The following is a 15,688-nucleotide window of genomic DNA, read 5'->3' on the forward strand; positions in this document are numbered from 1 at the left end:
GGAGGACCTTTCTCTTCTCGGCCGCCGGGCCGGTTAACGTTGGAGGATTTGGGCAACCGGCTCCGCAGCGTCGGCGAACGGCCGGATCCGGATTGAATAATGATAGGGCTCCGCCCGCAATTGATATTGCTCATGCGGACGGGCCCGGCGGTTCCAACTATTATCGCCGCCGACTCCCATCTGACCATGATCAAGGTTCACGGTGAAAAAGCCCGGATCGACCGGCAGATCGACGGTATGCCCCGCCTCCGTCAGCTGTTCCTGAGTGTAAGGCCAGGCGCTGAAATCCATCAGTCCCCCTTCCTCGGCGATCGCCAGGAAACCCCCACCGTTCGGATCCGAAAAACTGACCCAACGGACATCGGTCCGGTTTCCGTTTTCCTGGGGCCGGATATAATCCTCGGCCAGGTCTCGGGTATCCATCGAGTAAATACCGACATTTGCGGCTGATTTCCGGTCGGCGTAGGTCTCATGCGGTCCCCGACCAAACCACTCCACACGGCTGAATCGGTTCGGCACTTGCATCCTCATCCCGACCCGCATTGGAGGAGGCTGGTCCGGATCGGGTTCGAGTGCGGCGGAAATCACCAGGTCGCCGTTTCCAAAGAAGGCGTAGGTTTTGCGGTATGCGGCATTGCCGACTGGTAAAGTCGAATCGACTTCGATCCGGATTTCGGAGCGATTGGCCCGCTCGACTGAAACCTGGTTCACCGTCCGTTCGGCGGCGGCGTTCGTCCACGGTCTCAGCCAACGGTCCAGACCGCCTCCCCGGGCCTCGTCATTGTCGGTTGGCGCCCGCCAGAAGTTCGGTTCCAACGGGGCATCGAGGATTTCCATCCCGCCTTTTTTCAGGCTGACCAAGGCCCCCGTCGACCTGGAAACGGTGGCCGAAAATTCGGCTCCGGTGATGACGAATCGGTCGGATTCTTCGGACAACTCCAGCGAGCCCGATCCAGCGATTTCGCGTGGTCCCGCCGGAGCGGAGAACGGCAATTCGAATTGCTCCCAGGCGATCAAATACCCTTTCGGTGCCCAGAGCGTGCTGTCGGCCAAACGAAACTCGATCGTCAAATGGTACTCCGTCCCGGCCCGACGTTCGATCGAGCCGAACGGCACGGTGACCGTTTCGGTCGCATGGGAGGGGATCGTCGGGAGGTCGAGATCCCCGTGCCGGATGACTTCGCCGTTTTCAAGAAGCTTCCACGATGCGACAACATGGTCGAGTTCGCGAAAGAAAAATTCGTTGAATACCTCGATTTCCCCTTGTTCGAGGTCGCCTGCGGAGACCAGGATGTCCGCGTAAACTTTCCGGACTTCGTGCATCGACGGACTCAGTTCGCGATCCGGCAGGACGATGCCGTTGATATTGAAATTGTAGTCGTGGGCCGGTTCTCCGAAATCACCTCCGTATGCCCAATACATCCGGCCGTCCTCGGTCCACTTGGGCAGGCCCTGGTCAACCCAATCCCAGATGAATCCGCCTTGCAGGACATCGTATTTGCGGAAGGTATCCCAATAATCCTTAAAGTTCCCGAGGCTGTTGCCCATCGAGTGGGAATATTCACAGAGAATCATCGGACGGTCGGCATCCCCTTCCGCGTATTCGATCATTTCGGAGATCACCGCGTACATCGGAGCGGTGATATCGGTGACCGGATGACGCCACCGGCGGTAGCCGGGCAGATAATGGACCGGACGGGTCGGATCGGCCGCGCGGACGTAATCGGCGGCGGCAACGAAGTTGGGTCCGATCCCGGCTTCGTTCCCGAGCGACCAGATGATCACCGACGGATGGTTCTTATCGCGATGGACCAGGGCCGCGACCCGGTCGACATGGGCAGCCTCCCATTCCGGTCGTCGGGCGAGGGTTTGATTTTGTCCAAAACCGACTCCGTGCGATTCGAGATTGGCTTCATTGAGCACGTAAAAACCGTATTGATCGGTGAGCTTATAAAGAATCGGATCATGCGGATAATGGGCGACGCGAATGGCATTTACATTGTGCCGTTTCATGATCTCCAAATCCTGGATCATCCGGCTGACCGGCACGGCCCGACCGGTGAACGGATCGTGGGCGTGGAGATTGGCCCCCTTGATTAGAATCGGTTGACCGTTCACTAAAAGCTGATTGTTTTTGATTTCAATCTGCCGGAAGCCGAAGTTGTGGCTGATGATTTCCTTCTCCCTCCCATTCGGGCAACTCAAAGTGATGAGCAACTTGTAAAGGTTCGGCGTTTCGGCGGTCCACTTGCGGGGATCCTCCACCTTGCCAGTCAATTCGACACGGGTTTCTTCCCCGGACGCGAGACGATCGATGGTCGCTTCCAGCGGTGGATCAATCGCGACCGAGCGCCCCTCGAGGTCAAATAACTCAACGCGGAGGCCGTGAGCCCCCCTCGCTGCGTCGCCGAGATTCAAGAGATCGATGTCGACGGTCAATTCGGCATCTTTGTATTCATCGTCCAATGACGCCCGGGCGAAAAAGTCCCGGACGTGCAGCGGGGAGCGGGCTTCCAGATAAACGTCGCGGAAAATACCGCTGAGACGCCACATGTCCTGATCCTCCAAATACGTCGCGTCCGACCAGCGGTAGACTTCCACGGCCAGGACGTTTTCGCCCGGGCGGAGATACTCAGTGATGTGGAACTTCGCCGGATTCATGCTGTTCTGACTGTAGCCGACTTTTTCGCCGTTGATCCAGACATAGAACGCGCTGTTCACCCCGCCGAAGGTGAGGAAGATCTCGCGGCCGTCCCATTGGACCGGAACCTGGAAGTTTCGGCGGTAAGATCCGACCGGATTGTCTTCGTGATTGACGTAGGGAGGGTTGACGGGGAACGGCCAATCGTAGGCCCGGAATTGATGGGGGCGGTCGGCGAGGTTGTTGAAGTAGGCCGGAAAATCATACCCCTGCAATTCCCAGTTCCCCGGAACGGTGATGAACCCCCAGTCGCGGACGTCGAAATCCGGTTGGAAGAAATCTGCCGGACGGGCCGCCGGCTTGGGAGACCAGTGAAACTTCCATTCGCCATTAAGGCTGTGATAATACTCGGAATCCCGGTTGTCCCCACGCAAAGCGAGCATCCGGTTGGCGAACGGCATCAAGGTCGCGTGGGGCCGCTCTTTGTTGATCTCAAAGAGTTCCGGATTCTCCCAGTCCGGTCGTTCGTCCGCGAAAAGGGTTCCCGCGCAAGCAAGGGTTCCCGCAAGAAGCGCGGTCCGGAAAATGAGGTTGTTTTGTAGATTCATGAGTCTGCTGCTGTGATTTGGTCAGGTTGTGAGACGTAGGTTTGTGAAAGGAAACCGGCTTGTTTCAAGCTTGGCGCCGCCCTGACCGGCCAAACCGACCGGGCGAAATCGCCGACATTTGAAAAGGCCGTCGTTCGGTTAATCCCGATCGTCACCCTCCGTATTCAAGGGGTGAAAGGATTCCTGGCCTACATCGGGAAGTTTGCCGGCCATGCTGTCGACAACTTGCGACGGCAGGAGGGCGCATTCGTAAACGCGGACATCGGCGAGATCTCCTTCGAAATAGTGAGGCGATTCATTGGGGGGATTGCCCAGGTACCGGCCGATGATCATGTGCTCGGCCTGGCCGGAAGCGGTGTTGGTGGCGATCGTCTGCTGCAAACGTCCCGAAAGAGCTTCGAGTCTCCCGTCGATGTAAATACGAACCTGGGTCGAAACATCGGATTCTTCGCCCCCGACATAAACCACGCCGACGTGGTGCCACAGACCGTCGCGCAAGTCGGTCGAACCGATCACAAATCCTTCGCCGAATTCCACCCGGAGGGCCCCGACCGTGCCATCCGGGCGGCGGGTGTTCCAGGAAACCTGCCAGACCTGGGTCGCCTTGCGAACTCCCCAGGCGACGATACCGTTCGGTTGGTCGAAGTCGGCGGGAAGATCCGGTTGAAGGCGCATCCAGAACGAAACCGTCCGCGGATGATTCCCGCCGACGCCGCGGAAATCGGTCCGACCATAGAGTTTGTCGCCATCAAAGCGAAGGGCCGGCCCGGTCATCCCGGATACCAACTCGGGCTCCGCGATGCTTTGTCCGCGGTAAAGATTCATTTCATGACCGGAGGTTGAGAGGGTGCGGTTCTTTTCCCAGTTGTCGAAGGTGAACCGGACCGGGGGCAAGGCCGAAACCGGCGTCGCGATCGGGAGCGATCCCGGCGATACATAGGGAATATTGCTGATACCATCCGGCCCCATGGCCACCGCCCGCTGGGCGCGGACCAATTGGGTGGAGTGGCGGTCGTCGACCCGGGTGGGCGACGCTTCCACCATCCCTTCGATCACATGGATTTCGGTTTTGCTCTCGTCGTTGATTTTCACTGAAAACCATGTACCCAGATCGCGGATATAAGAATTGGGTGTGAGCATGTGGAATCCGTTGGCCTGTTTCGGGACGCAGACCGTGACGGCGCCGGACAGGAGACTGGCCCGGTATTCGGATTCCACCCGGAGGCGGCCGGGGCCGGAAAGCAGGACCACGGCCCCGGAATCGAATGTGATATCGACGTTGCCATCGTCCAACTCGATGAGGCCGGGAGCGAGCCGCGCTCCGCAACTGACTTTCTGGCCGTTGCACAATAACACCGGCGCGTCGAGACGGGTGATACAGACCGGAGCGGGAATTCGCTGGGACCGAGGATTCGGAGCTTCACTGATCCCAGGAATGTCCCAGCTCTTGTGCCAAAAACTCTCTCCCACGACCGCGGCCCGTCCGGAAGCGACGATTTGGCCAACCCGAGAAATCTGCTCCTCGTCCACTTCGACTGGAGCCTGCGAGTCGGAAGTCATGGCATCCATCGCCAGAGCCTGAATATAGGCACGCCGTTTTTCCGGATCGGAACGGATCGCGTCGAACAACACCGAGCGCTCGCTCGAGGTGAGGGTTCGGTTGCGCAAGGACTCGAGGGCTTCCTCAAAGGGAACCCGGTCTTTGCCGTTGGATGGATCATTATCGTTCATGTTCGACTGGTTTAAAATGGTTATTCCCCATGGTTGCGGTCCCGCAAACGGGCTTCGACCTGCTTCTTCAGCGTCCGTCGGATGCGCATCAACACCTGTTTGATCGCGTCCCGGGACCGGCCGGTCCGGGCCGCCACTTCCGCGATCGATTCGTCCCTCATATAATAAGCCTCCAGGATCAATCTGTCAGCTTCGGGAAGCTCCTGGATGCAAAGCCGAAGAATGTGATGGCGTTCGCCGAGTTTCTCCAGTTCCGCCGGAGCGTCGCTGGCAACTAGGTCCAGGATGTCGGGTTCCAATTCGACCAACCCGGCGCGCTTCCGCTTTTTCAAATAAGCCTTCGTTTGCCAATAGGCGATCCGGAAGGCCCACGCCTTGAAATTGGTGCCTAATTGGAACTCCTTGAATTTCCGCCACATGACAATGACGGCCTCCTGCATGACATCGTCCGCGGCGAACCGATCGGGAAACATCGTGAGAATGTAGGCGTAAATCGCCGTTTGGTGACGGCTCAGAAGAAATTCGAATTCGTCTTCATCGAGGTTCAACTTCACGGCGCAAGTGGAGGAGTTTTGGCCAAGGCCACAGGATTCCCATCGTTCAAAGTCTGGACGCTCTACGACTGCGGACTGTTCGGCCTGGATTGCCACTGGATTCAGGGTTTGTTCGAGAGGAATTTCTGACGATAAATAGCGGAAACATTCCTTCGGTGAGGCATCTCTTCCAAGTTTCCTCATTCTTCTTTTTCCAGTCAATCAAAGTGAGGGCGCCCCACGATGCTCTCGATTAAAAAACCCTCACCCAATTCGAATTTCGGCTATAAGATTGGAACGAACGTTTTCAGCCGTTCTTCTCTTCCTACTGTTATGCCGAATTTGAAAGCCTCTCTCCTCACCTCCCGCTGGTTGCTCGCCGGGTTCATTTTCACCGCTCCATGCGCTGCCACCGCCGAGCAACCTGCCGAAGAAACCAAACGGCCCAACATCCTTTGGCTCAGTTTCGAGGATACCAGCCCGTATTTTCTTCCGTCCTACGGAAATCCTTGGATCCAAACCCCGACGATCAAACGCCTCGCCAACGAGGGCATCCTTTTCACTCAGGCCCGGGCTCCCGCCCCCCATTGCAGCCCCGCCCGGTCCACCTTAATCTCCGGGGTGCTCGCTCCGACCTGGGGCACCGACCACCACCGCCAAAACCGGGCCGTGCCCCACGACCGGTTCTATTTTCCCGCGCTCCTGCGGGAAGCGGGATATTTCACGTCGAATAATCAAAAGACCGACTACAACGTGCGCGACTGGGGCGACCACCGGGACCGCGTCTGGGACCAACAAGGCGGCAGGGCGACCTACAATCACCGCAACCGGCAAAGCGGCCAGCCATTTTTCTCCGTTTTCAACCAGATGTCGACTCACATGGGACGAATCCGTTCCTTTCACACGGAGGAGCGACGGGCGTTCGAAGATTACCCTCCAGAGGCGATCGACCTCCCGGCTCACCTCCCCGATCTCGCCGACATCCGGTCCGACTATTCCTTTCAAATCGAGGCGATCGAGGACCTTGACCACTGGGTGAAACTGTTCCTCGACGATCTTGAGGAACGGAACCTGATCGATGACACCATCATTTTCTTCTTTTCCGACCACGGGGGACCAATGCCCCGCGAAAAGGGTTACCCTTACGACGCCGGCTATCTCGTTCCTCTGATTGTCCGGGTCCCGGAAAAATGGGCGCATTTGGTCGATTTCCCACTCGGCGAAAAATCCGATCGGCTGGTCGGATTCGAAGATTTCGGTCCGGCCGTCCTCCGCCTGGCCGGCATCGAACCGCCTGAACATATGCAGGGCCGGGATTTCCTGACCCCCAAGAGCGAACCGAAACCGTATCAGTTTCTGTTCCGAACGAATCACGGCGGCAATTACGATCCGACCCATTCGGTCACCGACGGCGTTTACAAATACATGCGTTTCTTCCGGCCCCACAAGCCGCTCAGCCTCCGCCAATCCTACCAATGGGGCGTCCCCGGCTACCTGGCTTGGGACCGCGCCTATCGCGAAGACCCGGACTCGCTGAGACCGGAACACGCCGCCTGGTTCAAACCGACTCCCTCGGAATACCTGGTCAAACTCGAAACCGACCCGTGGCAAGTCGGCTGGAATCTCGCCGAAGATCCGGAATACCGCGACGTTCTCGAAAAGATGCGGCAGGTTCTGGCCGGCCATTTGCGGGAAACCAAAGCACTGAGTTTCTTTCCTTTCCACATGCGCGAACCGGCCGGACCCGACACCCCTCTCTACGAATGGGTACGGGAGACGGACTATCCGCTCGAAACCCTTTACCGAGCCGCCGAAACCGCCAGTCTCGGACAGGCGGAAGACAAAGAGGCCTTGCTTGAATTTCTCCGTAGCGATGTTCAGGAAATCCGTTTCTGGGGCGCTTCCGGGCTCACCACTCTTGCCCAGCGCGGCAAGCTGGAGGAGATTCCGGAACTCCTGGTGAAGGCTGCGGAAAACGACCATCCCCATATCGCCGTCACCGCCGCCGAAGCTCTCTGCTACCTGGGCGACACCGAACGCGGCCTGGAGATCCTCTTCAAATATTTCCACGACGATCAGCGCATGATCGCCGAGGCGGCCACTTCCTCCCTGGAAACACTCGGCCCAATCGCCCGTCCCCTTGCTCCCCGACTCAAGGAGACCATGGGCAACCCCCGGGCCCGGTCGGTCCTTATCAATATCGGAGAGCTCAGCGTCGACGACCTTCACCGAAACGTCCGCCAGGAAGGCCTGGAAGTGAACCGGGACCGCCGTGACTGGCGCACCCCCGGCCCTAACCCTTGAACGTAACCCGCAACCCAATCAATCACACACCCGACTATCCGAAATCCTCCCATTCAGCATGAGATTCAACCTCCTCCTCTCCTCCGCCCTCTTGTTTGGTTCCCTTCCGTTTCACGGTTGCCTGACCGCCCAACCGACCGCCACCGACAACGTCGGCTCGAACAACGAAATCGAAACAATCGAAATCCGATCGACCGTCCAGAAACAGCGGGTCACCGAATGGGGACATGACATCAAACAACTCGGCAAGGCGGAGAGCTTCACCGCCGAGGACGCCCGGGATCTCTTCGTGGATGGTAAGTTCACTTTGTTGCGCATTCCGTTTTATTCCAACGCCCACTATCCCGACGGTTCGTTGAAAAGCGACTATCATGTCTCAATGGAAGACTCCTCCTCGCCCGACGAGTCGATGATGTGGGAAATGGTTCCGGCCGGGGGAGAATGGTTCCACCTCCGCAATATCAAACACGACAAACATATCCGCGCCCTCCCCCCTGGCACCGGCCCACTGGAACAGCCGAATACCCTGGAAATCGATTCGACCTCCCACACCGGGCATTGGACCCAATGGCGGCTGGTCGAAGCAGGCGGAGGGTTCCATTTCCTCGAGAGCCGGGCCCACCGCCGATACTTGCGCGCCACTCAGAACGGCGACCTCGCCTTGGTCGACCGGGAGAACACCGGCCCCTGGCTCCAATGGCAGGTGATCGACGCCGGCGACGACCGGATCTTCCTCGCCCGCCGCGGCCTCAACCGTTACCTCCGCGGCGGCGGCTCCGAATACGATATCGTTATGCGCGCCATCCATTACGCGGTGGAGAACGGCCGCCCCGATCTTTTCGCTTCCCATAAGATTTACGACTCCGGCGACCACCGCACCAACCGCAATGTCAACTTCGGCCCCTTCTACACCGCCGACGGGATCGACACCGCCGGTTTCGCCGCCTCCATCGACGCCTTCGTCGAATTCGTGGAAGCGGAAACCGGTCACGAAATCAGATACATCGCCCCCCGCTGCGAACTCGGCCACCATTGGGTTCCCGAACAATACGTCGATATCGTCAACCGCCTGCAGAACCGACGCCTCATCGTCGGTCCGGAAGCCGCATGGTGCGTCAACTCCGAACGATTCTGGACCCCGGAGGTGGCCGCCGTCACCGACATCAAAGCGACCCACAACAAGGAGAGCTCCCCGATGTGGCCGGTCGGAGCCCATTACGACTGGGATGGCGAAACCATCGGCGGACACCGCGAGCACTTCATCGAATTATTCTTCAAGCTCCACGAGGCCTTCTACAAAGGCCAAGTGACCGGCATCGTTTTCTGGGGAGACGCCCATCTGCGAAGCACGGACGACGAACGGAGCAACGGGCCGTTCCGCCGGGAGTTGATTGAGGCCTCCGACTTCCACCTGGTCGATGTCGACCTCTCCTTCACTCCTTCCCGGAGCGTGATCGCCTTCGAGACCGAGGAGGAAGACACCATTCGGGTCTTTTACGCCGCCACCGAACCGGTCCGTCTAGGTTTCGACCGTCCTCTCCGGGAAGAAAGTTTGCCGGAAAGCGCCACCGGGTTCGCGGGTCGAAGCTTCGAGTTGCCAGCCACCGGGCCGCTCGATTATGGTTCTTTTACCGTCTCCTTCACCGAATAAGAAACCGGAAAGCCGCGGTGGGTCCGGCTTGTCATCCGCAAAATCCATTCCATGCGACCGAACATTGTTCTCATCAATGTCGACCAATGGCGGGGCGACTGCCTCTCCATCGACGGACATCCCGTGGTCCACACCCCGACCTTGGACAATCTCGCCTTGCGGGGCGTCCGCTTCTCCAACGCCTACGCGTCGTGTCCGGTCTGTATTCCGGCACGGGCCTCCCTCTTGACCGGGCTCACTCCCCGCTCCCACGGACGCGTCGGTTATCAGGATGGAGTCCCCTGGGATTACCCGACCACGCTCCCGGGTGAATTCACTCGTCAAGGTTACCAAACCCAGGCGATTGGCAAGATGCACGTCTTCCCGGAGCGTTCCCGGGTCGGATTCGACCACGTCATCCTCCATGACGGCTATCTCCGGCATGCCCGCGACCGCCATCGGGATTTCGGTTTTATCGACGATTACCTTCCATGGCTTCGGCGCGAGACCGGCGACCCGTCCGCGGATTACGCCGACCATGGCATTGATTGTAACAGCCACTTGGCTCGACCCTGGGACAAAGAGGAACGCCTCCATCCGACCAATTGGGTCGTCACCCAGGGAATCGACTTCCTGCGGCGGCGCGATCCTCGCCAACCGTTCTTCCTCTGCCTCTCTTTCCACCGTCCTCACCCTCCTTATGACCCACCCGCCTGGGCCTTCGAACAATACCTCGACGAAGAAATGCCGGCTCCGCCCGAAGGGGATTGGATCGACCGTTTTCCGTCTCCCCCCGATCCCTACGACGCCACGTGCCACAACGGAAATATCGATCGCCGAACCCTCCAACGGGCCCGGGCCGGTTACTACGGTCACATGACCCATATCGACCACCAGATCGCCCGTTTCCTCGAAGCACTCTCCGAATTCAAACTCGACGACCAAACATGGATCTGTTTCGTCTCCGACCATGGCGAGATGTTGGGCGACCACCACCTGTGGAGGAAGTCGACCCCCTACGAAGGATCGGCCCGGATTCCCCTGATCTTGAAGGCCCCCGGGGGAGAGCACTTGCCCCGTGGAGTCGTCAGTGACGGTTTGGCGGAACTCCGCGACATCATGCCGACCCTGCTGGACTGCGCCGGGCTCGACGCTCCCGATTCCATCGAAGGCCGTAGCCTCCTGCCCCAGGCACGAGGCCAGCTCGATTCCGTCCGTGACCTCCTCCACGGCGAATGCGTGCAATTCGGCCAATCGATCCAATGGATGACCGACAGCCGCGAGAAATTCATCTGGTTCAGCGGCGACGGAACCGAGCAATTGTTCGATCTTGAAGCCGATCCGCAGGAGACGCGGAACCTGGCCCGCCAACCCACGGCGGAGATCGGCAACCGAATCGCCACCTGGCGGGAACGACTCGCCGCCCAGCTCGACGGGCGCGAAGAAGGATTCGTCGACGCCGATGGCGCATTGGTTCCCGGCCGGCCAGTCAACGCCGTTCTTTCCCACCTCCGCTAAGATCGAAGTTTTTTGCCGCCAATTGCCTGATTTTCAAGTTCAGTAGCGACAATGCCAGGACGCTTCAACGCACCCGACGGACCGAACCGCTCCCGCGAAATCCTCGCATGGACCGGTGCTGTCGTCGGTCTGGCCGCGATGGTGGCGGTAGTCACCTGGCTGCCGTCAGTCGGTCGGAAAACCGAGGCAGAGGGCCGTTCAATCATCGAGATCTGGGCCTGGAGCACTGCCGCCGAGGCCCTCGATCTCCTTCGGCCCGATTTCGAACGTGAGAATCCCGATATCGACATCCGGGTGATTTCCAGCGGCGCCAACCTCCAGTCCCGTTTCCTGCTCGGAATGGCCGCCGGTGTCGGAACCCCCGATATAAGTCAGTTGCAGGCCCGGGAAACGGCGAAATTCACCGCCACCGGACGGCTGACTGACCTTACCGACCTCGCGGCCCCCTACAAGGAGGATTTCGCCCCCGCCTTTTGGGAAAACGTCGAGTGGGAGGGCCGGATTTTCGCCATTCCCTGGGACATGGGCCCGTGCGCCGTTTTTTACAAACGATGGATTTTCGACCGCTACGGCATCGACCCGGACACGATTGAAACCTGGGACGATTTTATCGAAACCGGCATACGTCTGCGCGAAGCTTCCGGGGGAGCGACAGCGATGATGCCTCTCCCCGCCGAACGCCTGACCGAACTTTTCCCGATCCTGATGCAGCAGAACGGGGGCAACGTCTTCAACGAAGCCGGCGAGATCGTCCTCGATTCCCCTGAAAACGCCGAAGCTTTGGCGATCATCCGCCGAATGGTCGACGCCCGGATCACCACCCCCGTCGCCGGCCCCGAACTACTCGCCTCCTTCGCCACCGACAGCGTTGCCACCTATCCGCACGCGGTCTGGTTCATGGGCCAGATCAAACAAAATGCCCCACGCTCCCGGGCCGGAGAATGGGGGGTGTTCCGCCTGCCCGCCTTCCGCCCGGGCGGCCCCCGGGTCAGCAATCTCGGCGGGTCGACTCTGGTCATTCCCGCCGAAACGGAACGAACGCTTGAAGCCTGGCGTTTCGTCCATCACGCCCTTTGCACCGTCGAAGGCCAAGTCACTCAATACCGCGAACGCGGCCTGTTCCCCGCATTTCTCCCCGCCTTGGACCATCCCTACTTCGACGAACCCGACCCGTATTTCGGCGGACAGGAAGTGAACCGGCTTTTCGCGATGGATCTGGACCAAATTCCCCCGCTGGTCCGCACCAGCGATTGGACTGAAGCGGAGCGGATGTTCAACCAAACGTTGGCGACCTGGCTGCGGGACCGACAGGACAACCGGGCCTACCTGCGCATGGTGGCCGCAGCCCTTAGCCGAAGGCTCGGCAGACCGATCGCCACCCCCGTCGCGGATGGCGACCACACCGCGCTATCCAAATTCGATCCACGCCCCGAATGAACGAAACCCCGCCCGGACCCACGATCCATCCCGGCCTCACGTCCGGCTCCGGCGAATCGAATTCGCCCTCTCCCGATCCGATCACCGGCGGCCACGATCCTTTTCGGTCCCGGATCTGGCGCCACCGTCACTTTTACCTTTTCATCTCCCCCTTCTTCCTCCTGTTCGCTGTTTTCGGTCTCTATCCCCTCTTGTTTTCCCTCTACCTGTCGTTTGTCAGCTGGGACGCCCTGACTCCGCCGGTCTGGGTCGGACTGGAAAACTTTCGGACTCTGTTCAATGACCGGCTATTTCTCCGGGCGTTGTGGAACACTTTGGTGTTAGGGCTGATGTACGTGCCGCCGATGTTCCTCCTGGCGTTCGTTTTCGCGCTTCTACTCGACCAGGCCTGGGTCCGGATGCGGGCGATTTTCCGGGTGGCCGTCTTTATCCCGGTGATCACGCCCGCGGTGGTGGTTGCCATCGTCTTCGGGCTGATGTTCGGGACGGAGTTCGGGCTATTCAATCAGCTCCTGTCAATTCTTTCGGGGATGCTCAACCTTCCTCCAATCCGAATCCCGTGGCTGGAAAGCGAGCATTGGTCGAAACCATCGCTGGCGATCCTTCTCGTCTGGCGTTGGACCGGCTACAACATGGTCATCATGCTGGCGGGGATGCAAGGAATCGACCGAACGCTCTACGAAGCGGCCCGTATCGACGGGGCGAGCCGGTTCCAACAACTGCTCCACATCACCATCCCGCACATGCGGCCGACCTTTGTCTTCGTAACCATCATGTCGCTGATCGGCACCGTCTATCTCTTTGACGAAGTCTTCGTCATGACCCGGGGCGGTCCTGGGGTTTCCTCGACGACCTTCGGCCTGTTCCTCTTCCAGGAATCGTTCATGGCTTTCCGATTCGGTTACGCCTCGGCCGCCGCCTACACGGTCGCCTTCGTCGTCTTCCTGATCACCCTGCTCATTTTCCGAACCAACCGGCGAGGAGACGAATAATGAGGAATCGCTCACTCAACTTGCCCGGCAATTCGGCCGTTCACGCCAAGGCCCCTTCCTACCGACGCGAACGTTTTTTCCTCTACCTTTTTCTCGGGATCTCGGCCGCGGCCTTCCTGCTTCCGATGTATTGGCTTTTTACCTCGGCCTTCCGGACCCAGGCCGAGATTTTTTCCGCCGCCCCTGGCGTGTTCCCGTGGCCGATGCGTTTCGAAAACCTCACCGACGTTTTCACCCAAACGTCCCTACTCCGGGCGTTTTTCAACACCTGCCTCATCGCCGCCCTCACCGTAGCCCTGACTCTCTTTCTCTGTTCGCTCGCCGGGATGGCGTTCGCTCGTTACCGGGACGCTCCCGGTCATAATTGGCTCTTCGCCTTCGTCCTCGGGACGATGTTGATCCCCAACGCGGTGACGATGATCCCCGTCTTCGTGGTCTTGACGCATCTCGGAATGATCAACACCTACTGGGGAATGATTCTCCCCGGCGCGGCCAGTGCCTTCGGCATTTTCTGGATGCGCCAATATATCGCCAGCAACGTGCCTGGTGATCTCTACGATGCCGCCGCGATCGACGGAGCGAGTGAATTCACCATCTATTGGCGTGTGGTCCTGCCGATCGCCCGTCCCGCCCTCGGCGCGCTCGGGGTCCTGACGTTGATCGCCAGTTGGAACAACCTGATGGCCGCCTACATCGTCCTCCGTACCGAAAACATGGCGACAATGCCACTCTTGATCTATCTCCTCCAAGGGGATCAACAAACCCCCTACGGACTCATCATGGCCGCCGGCCTGGTGGCGACCATACCCCTCGTGATCGCCTTCCTCTTCTTCCAACGCGCCTTCATCAGCGGCATCACCGCCGGCGCGGTGAAATCGTGATCCGCCGGCGCGGTGAAATCGTGATCCCCCGACGCGGAATACTCGCCCAAACCCGCCGAATCATCACTCGCAAAAAAAACGACCTACGCCAAAAAGTCGCAAGTCGTTGTCGGTAAATTGGTGCCCCCCCCGGGACTCGAACCCGGAACCAATTGATTAAGAGTCAACTGCTCTGCCAATTGAGCTAGAGAGGCGATTTGAAAAAAATCGTTTTAAATAAATGGCGGTTAACATCGGGGATGCAAGGGCAAATCGGATTTTTTTTCCAATCTGAAAATCCAGACAAAGAAAAGGCGGGTCGCCTACCCCTAAACGACCCGCCAGCTGCTTTCTTAGTTACCCCAAAACCCCCGCTATGCGGGGGAAAATTTAATTTATAAGAAGAGGTTACAAATCTCCCTCAAGCAATGCAAGCCCTTTTTTTCATGATTTAAAATAATTATTCACAACTCTGATGAAACTTCACTGTTCATGCGGGTTGCAGGGCGATCAGGTTTTCGCGCGAAGCGCTTTGGAGTGCGGTGCGTCCCCGCACCGCTTTCGAACGGTCGGCGACAACCGCACGCCCGGCAGCCATTCGACGGCCGGAGCCCTTCCGCTTACTCGAAAGCTCCACGGGGACGCGGAGCACTCCAAAGAGGCTCCGCCTCGAAAACCAGGTCTTTCTGGTTGTTCTCTCTTCGCGCGAAGCGCTTTGGAGTGCGGTGCGTCCCCGCACCGCTTTCGAACGGTCGGCGACAACCGCACGCCCGGCAACCATTCGACGGGGGAGCCCTTCCGCTTACTCAAAAGCTCCGCGGGGACGCGGAGCACTCCAAAGAGGCTCCGCCTCGAAAACCAGGTCTTTCTGGTTGTTCTCTCTTCGCGCGAAGCGCTTTGGAGTGCGGTGCGTCCCCACACCGCTTTCGAACGGTCGGCGCCAACCGCACGCCCGGCAGCCATTCGACGGCCGGAGCCCTTCCGCTTACTCGAAAGCTCCGCGGGGACGCGGAGCACTCCAAAGAGGCTCCGCCTCGAAAACCAGTTCTTCCTGGTTGTTCTCTCTTCGCGCGAAGCGCTTTGGAGCAAGTGCGGTGCGTCCCCGCACGGCTTTCGAACGGTCGGCGACAACCGCACGCCCGGCAGCCATTCGACGGGGGAGCCCTTCCGCTTACTCAAAAGCTCCGCGGGGACGCGGAGCACTCCAAAGAGGCTCCGCCTCGAAAACCAGGTCTTTCTGGTTGTTCTCTCTTCGCGCGAAGCGCTTTGGAGTGCGGTGCGTCCCCGCACCGCTTTCGAACGGTCGGCGACAACCGCACGCCCGGCAGCCATTCGACGGCCGGACCTCTTCCGCTTACTCGAAAGCTCCGCGGGGACGCGGAGCACTCCAAAGAGGCTCCGCCTCGAAAACCAGGTTTCATTCCATGATATTCG

9 protein-coding genes and 1 tRNA gene are annotated in these 15,688 nt (G+C 59.3%); 6 read left to right on the forward strand and 4 right to left on the reverse strand.

Annotated elements, in window-relative coordinates; translation table 11 throughout:
• Positions 1–33: 33 nt before the first annotated feature.
• From lacZ to ACWUI2_RS21815, 3 genes are all read right to left on the reverse strand, one after another.
• Positions 34–3,249 carry a beta-galactosidase, LacZ type gene (gene lacZ, locus ACWUI2_RS21805; RefSeq protein ID WP_486984960.1) on the reverse strand — a complete coding sequence of 1,072 codons (3,216 nt, stop codon included), beginning with the start codon at positions 3,247–3,249 and terminating at the stop codon, positions 34–36.
• Between the two features lie 138 nt (positions 3,250–3,387).
• A complete protein-coding gene (locus ACWUI2_RS21810; RefSeq protein ID WP_486984961.1) occupies positions 3,388–4,980 on the reverse strand; it encodes a LamG-like jellyroll fold domain-containing protein in 1,593 nt (530 codons plus the stop codon).
• A gap of 20 nt (positions 4,981–5,000) precedes the next feature.
• Entirely contained in the window at positions 5,001–5,534 is a 534-nt protein-coding gene (locus ACWUI2_RS21815) for a sigma-70 family RNA polymerase sigma factor (RefSeq protein ID WP_486984962.1), read from the reverse strand.
• A gap of 312 nt (positions 5,535–5,846) precedes the next feature.
• On the opposite strand from ACWUI2_RS21815, the gene ACWUI2_RS21820 reads away from it, so the two are divergent.
• The 6 genes from ACWUI2_RS21820 to ACWUI2_RS21845 are packed head-to-tail and all read left to right on the forward strand — an operon-like array spanning position 5,847 to position 14,275.
• The gene (locus tag ACWUI2_RS21820) at positions 5,847–7,817 is read left to right on the forward strand and encodes a sulfatase-like hydrolase/transferase (protein ID WP_486984963.1); all 1,971 of its coding nucleotides are present in this window, start codon (positions 5,847–5,849) and stop codon (positions 7,815–7,817) included.
• A 58-nt stretch (positions 7,818–7,875) separates the two neighbouring features.
• Positions 7,876–9,468 carry a fascin domain-containing protein gene (locus ACWUI2_RS21825; protein ID WP_486984964.1) on the forward strand — a complete coding sequence of 531 codons (1,593 nt, stop codon included), beginning with the start codon at positions 7,876–7,878 and terminating at the stop codon, positions 9,466–9,468.
• Between the two features lie 51 nt (positions 9,469–9,519).
• Positions 9,520–10,965: an arylsulfatase gene (locus ACWUI2_RS21830; protein ID WP_486984965.1), complete on the forward strand. Its 1,446-nt coding sequence runs from the start codon at positions 9,520–9,522 to the stop codon at positions 10,963–10,965.
• 51 nt (positions 10,966–11,016) lie between these two features.
• The gene (locus tag ACWUI2_RS21835; RefSeq protein WP_486984966.1) at positions 11,017–12,402 is read left to right on the forward strand and encodes an ABC transporter substrate-binding protein; all 1,386 of its coding nucleotides are present in this window, start codon (positions 11,017–11,019) and stop codon (positions 12,400–12,402) included.
• A complete protein-coding gene (locus ACWUI2_RS21840) occupies positions 12,399–13,394 on the forward strand; it encodes a carbohydrate ABC transporter permease (protein ID WP_486984967.1) in 996 nt (331 codons plus the stop codon). The genes ACWUI2_RS21835 and ACWUI2_RS21840 overlap by 4 nt, the downstream gene beginning before the upstream one ends.
• On the forward strand, positions 13,394–14,275 hold the full coding sequence (locus tag ACWUI2_RS21845) for a carbohydrate ABC transporter permease (protein ID WP_486984968.1): 882 nt from the start codon (positions 13,394–13,396) through the stop codon (positions 14,273–14,275). The genes ACWUI2_RS21840 and ACWUI2_RS21845 overlap by 1 nt, the downstream gene beginning before the upstream one ends.
• Positions 14,276–14,393: 118 nt before the next feature.
• Here the strand turns inward: ACWUI2_RS21845 and ACWUI2_RS21850 are convergent.
• Positions 14,394–14,469, reverse strand: a tRNA-Lys gene (locus ACWUI2_RS21850).
• Positions 14,470–15,688 lie beyond the last annotated feature (1,219 nt).

The sequence above is a fragment of the Verruconatronum alginivorum genome (assembly GCF_056590205.1).

Bases quoted from the DNA above. Each gene is read 5' to 3' on its own strand.
- lacZ (WP_486984960.1), bottom strand. From the start codon at position 3,249: ATGAATCTACAAAACAACCTCATTTTCCGGACCGCGCTTCTTGCGGGA.
- ACWUI2_RS21810 (WP_486984961.1), bottom strand. From the start codon at position 4,980: ATGAACGATAATGATCCATCCAACGGCAAAGACCGGGTTCCCTTTGAG.
- ACWUI2_RS21820 (WP_486984963.1), top strand. From the start codon at position 5,847: ATGCCGAATTTGAAAGCCTCTCTCCTCACCTCCCGCTGGTTGCTCGCC.
- ACWUI2_RS21825 (WP_486984964.1), top strand. From the start codon at position 7,876: ATGAGATTCAACCTCCTCCTCTCCTCCGCCCTCTTGTTTGGTTCCCTT.
- ACWUI2_RS21830 (WP_486984965.1), top strand. From the start codon at position 9,520: ATGCGACCGAACATTGTTCTCATCAATGTCGACCAATGGCGGGGCGAC.
- ACWUI2_RS21835 (WP_486984966.1), top strand. From the start codon at position 11,017: ATGCCAGGACGCTTCAACGCACCCGACGGACCGAACCGCTCCCGCGAA.
- ACWUI2_RS21840 (WP_486984967.1), top strand. From the start codon at position 12,399: ATGAACGAAACCCCGCCCGGACCCACGATCCATCCCGGCCTCACGTCC.
- ACWUI2_RS21845 (WP_486984968.1), top strand. From the start codon at position 13,394: ATGAGGAATCGCTCACTCAACTTGCCCGGCAATTCGGCCGTTCACGCC.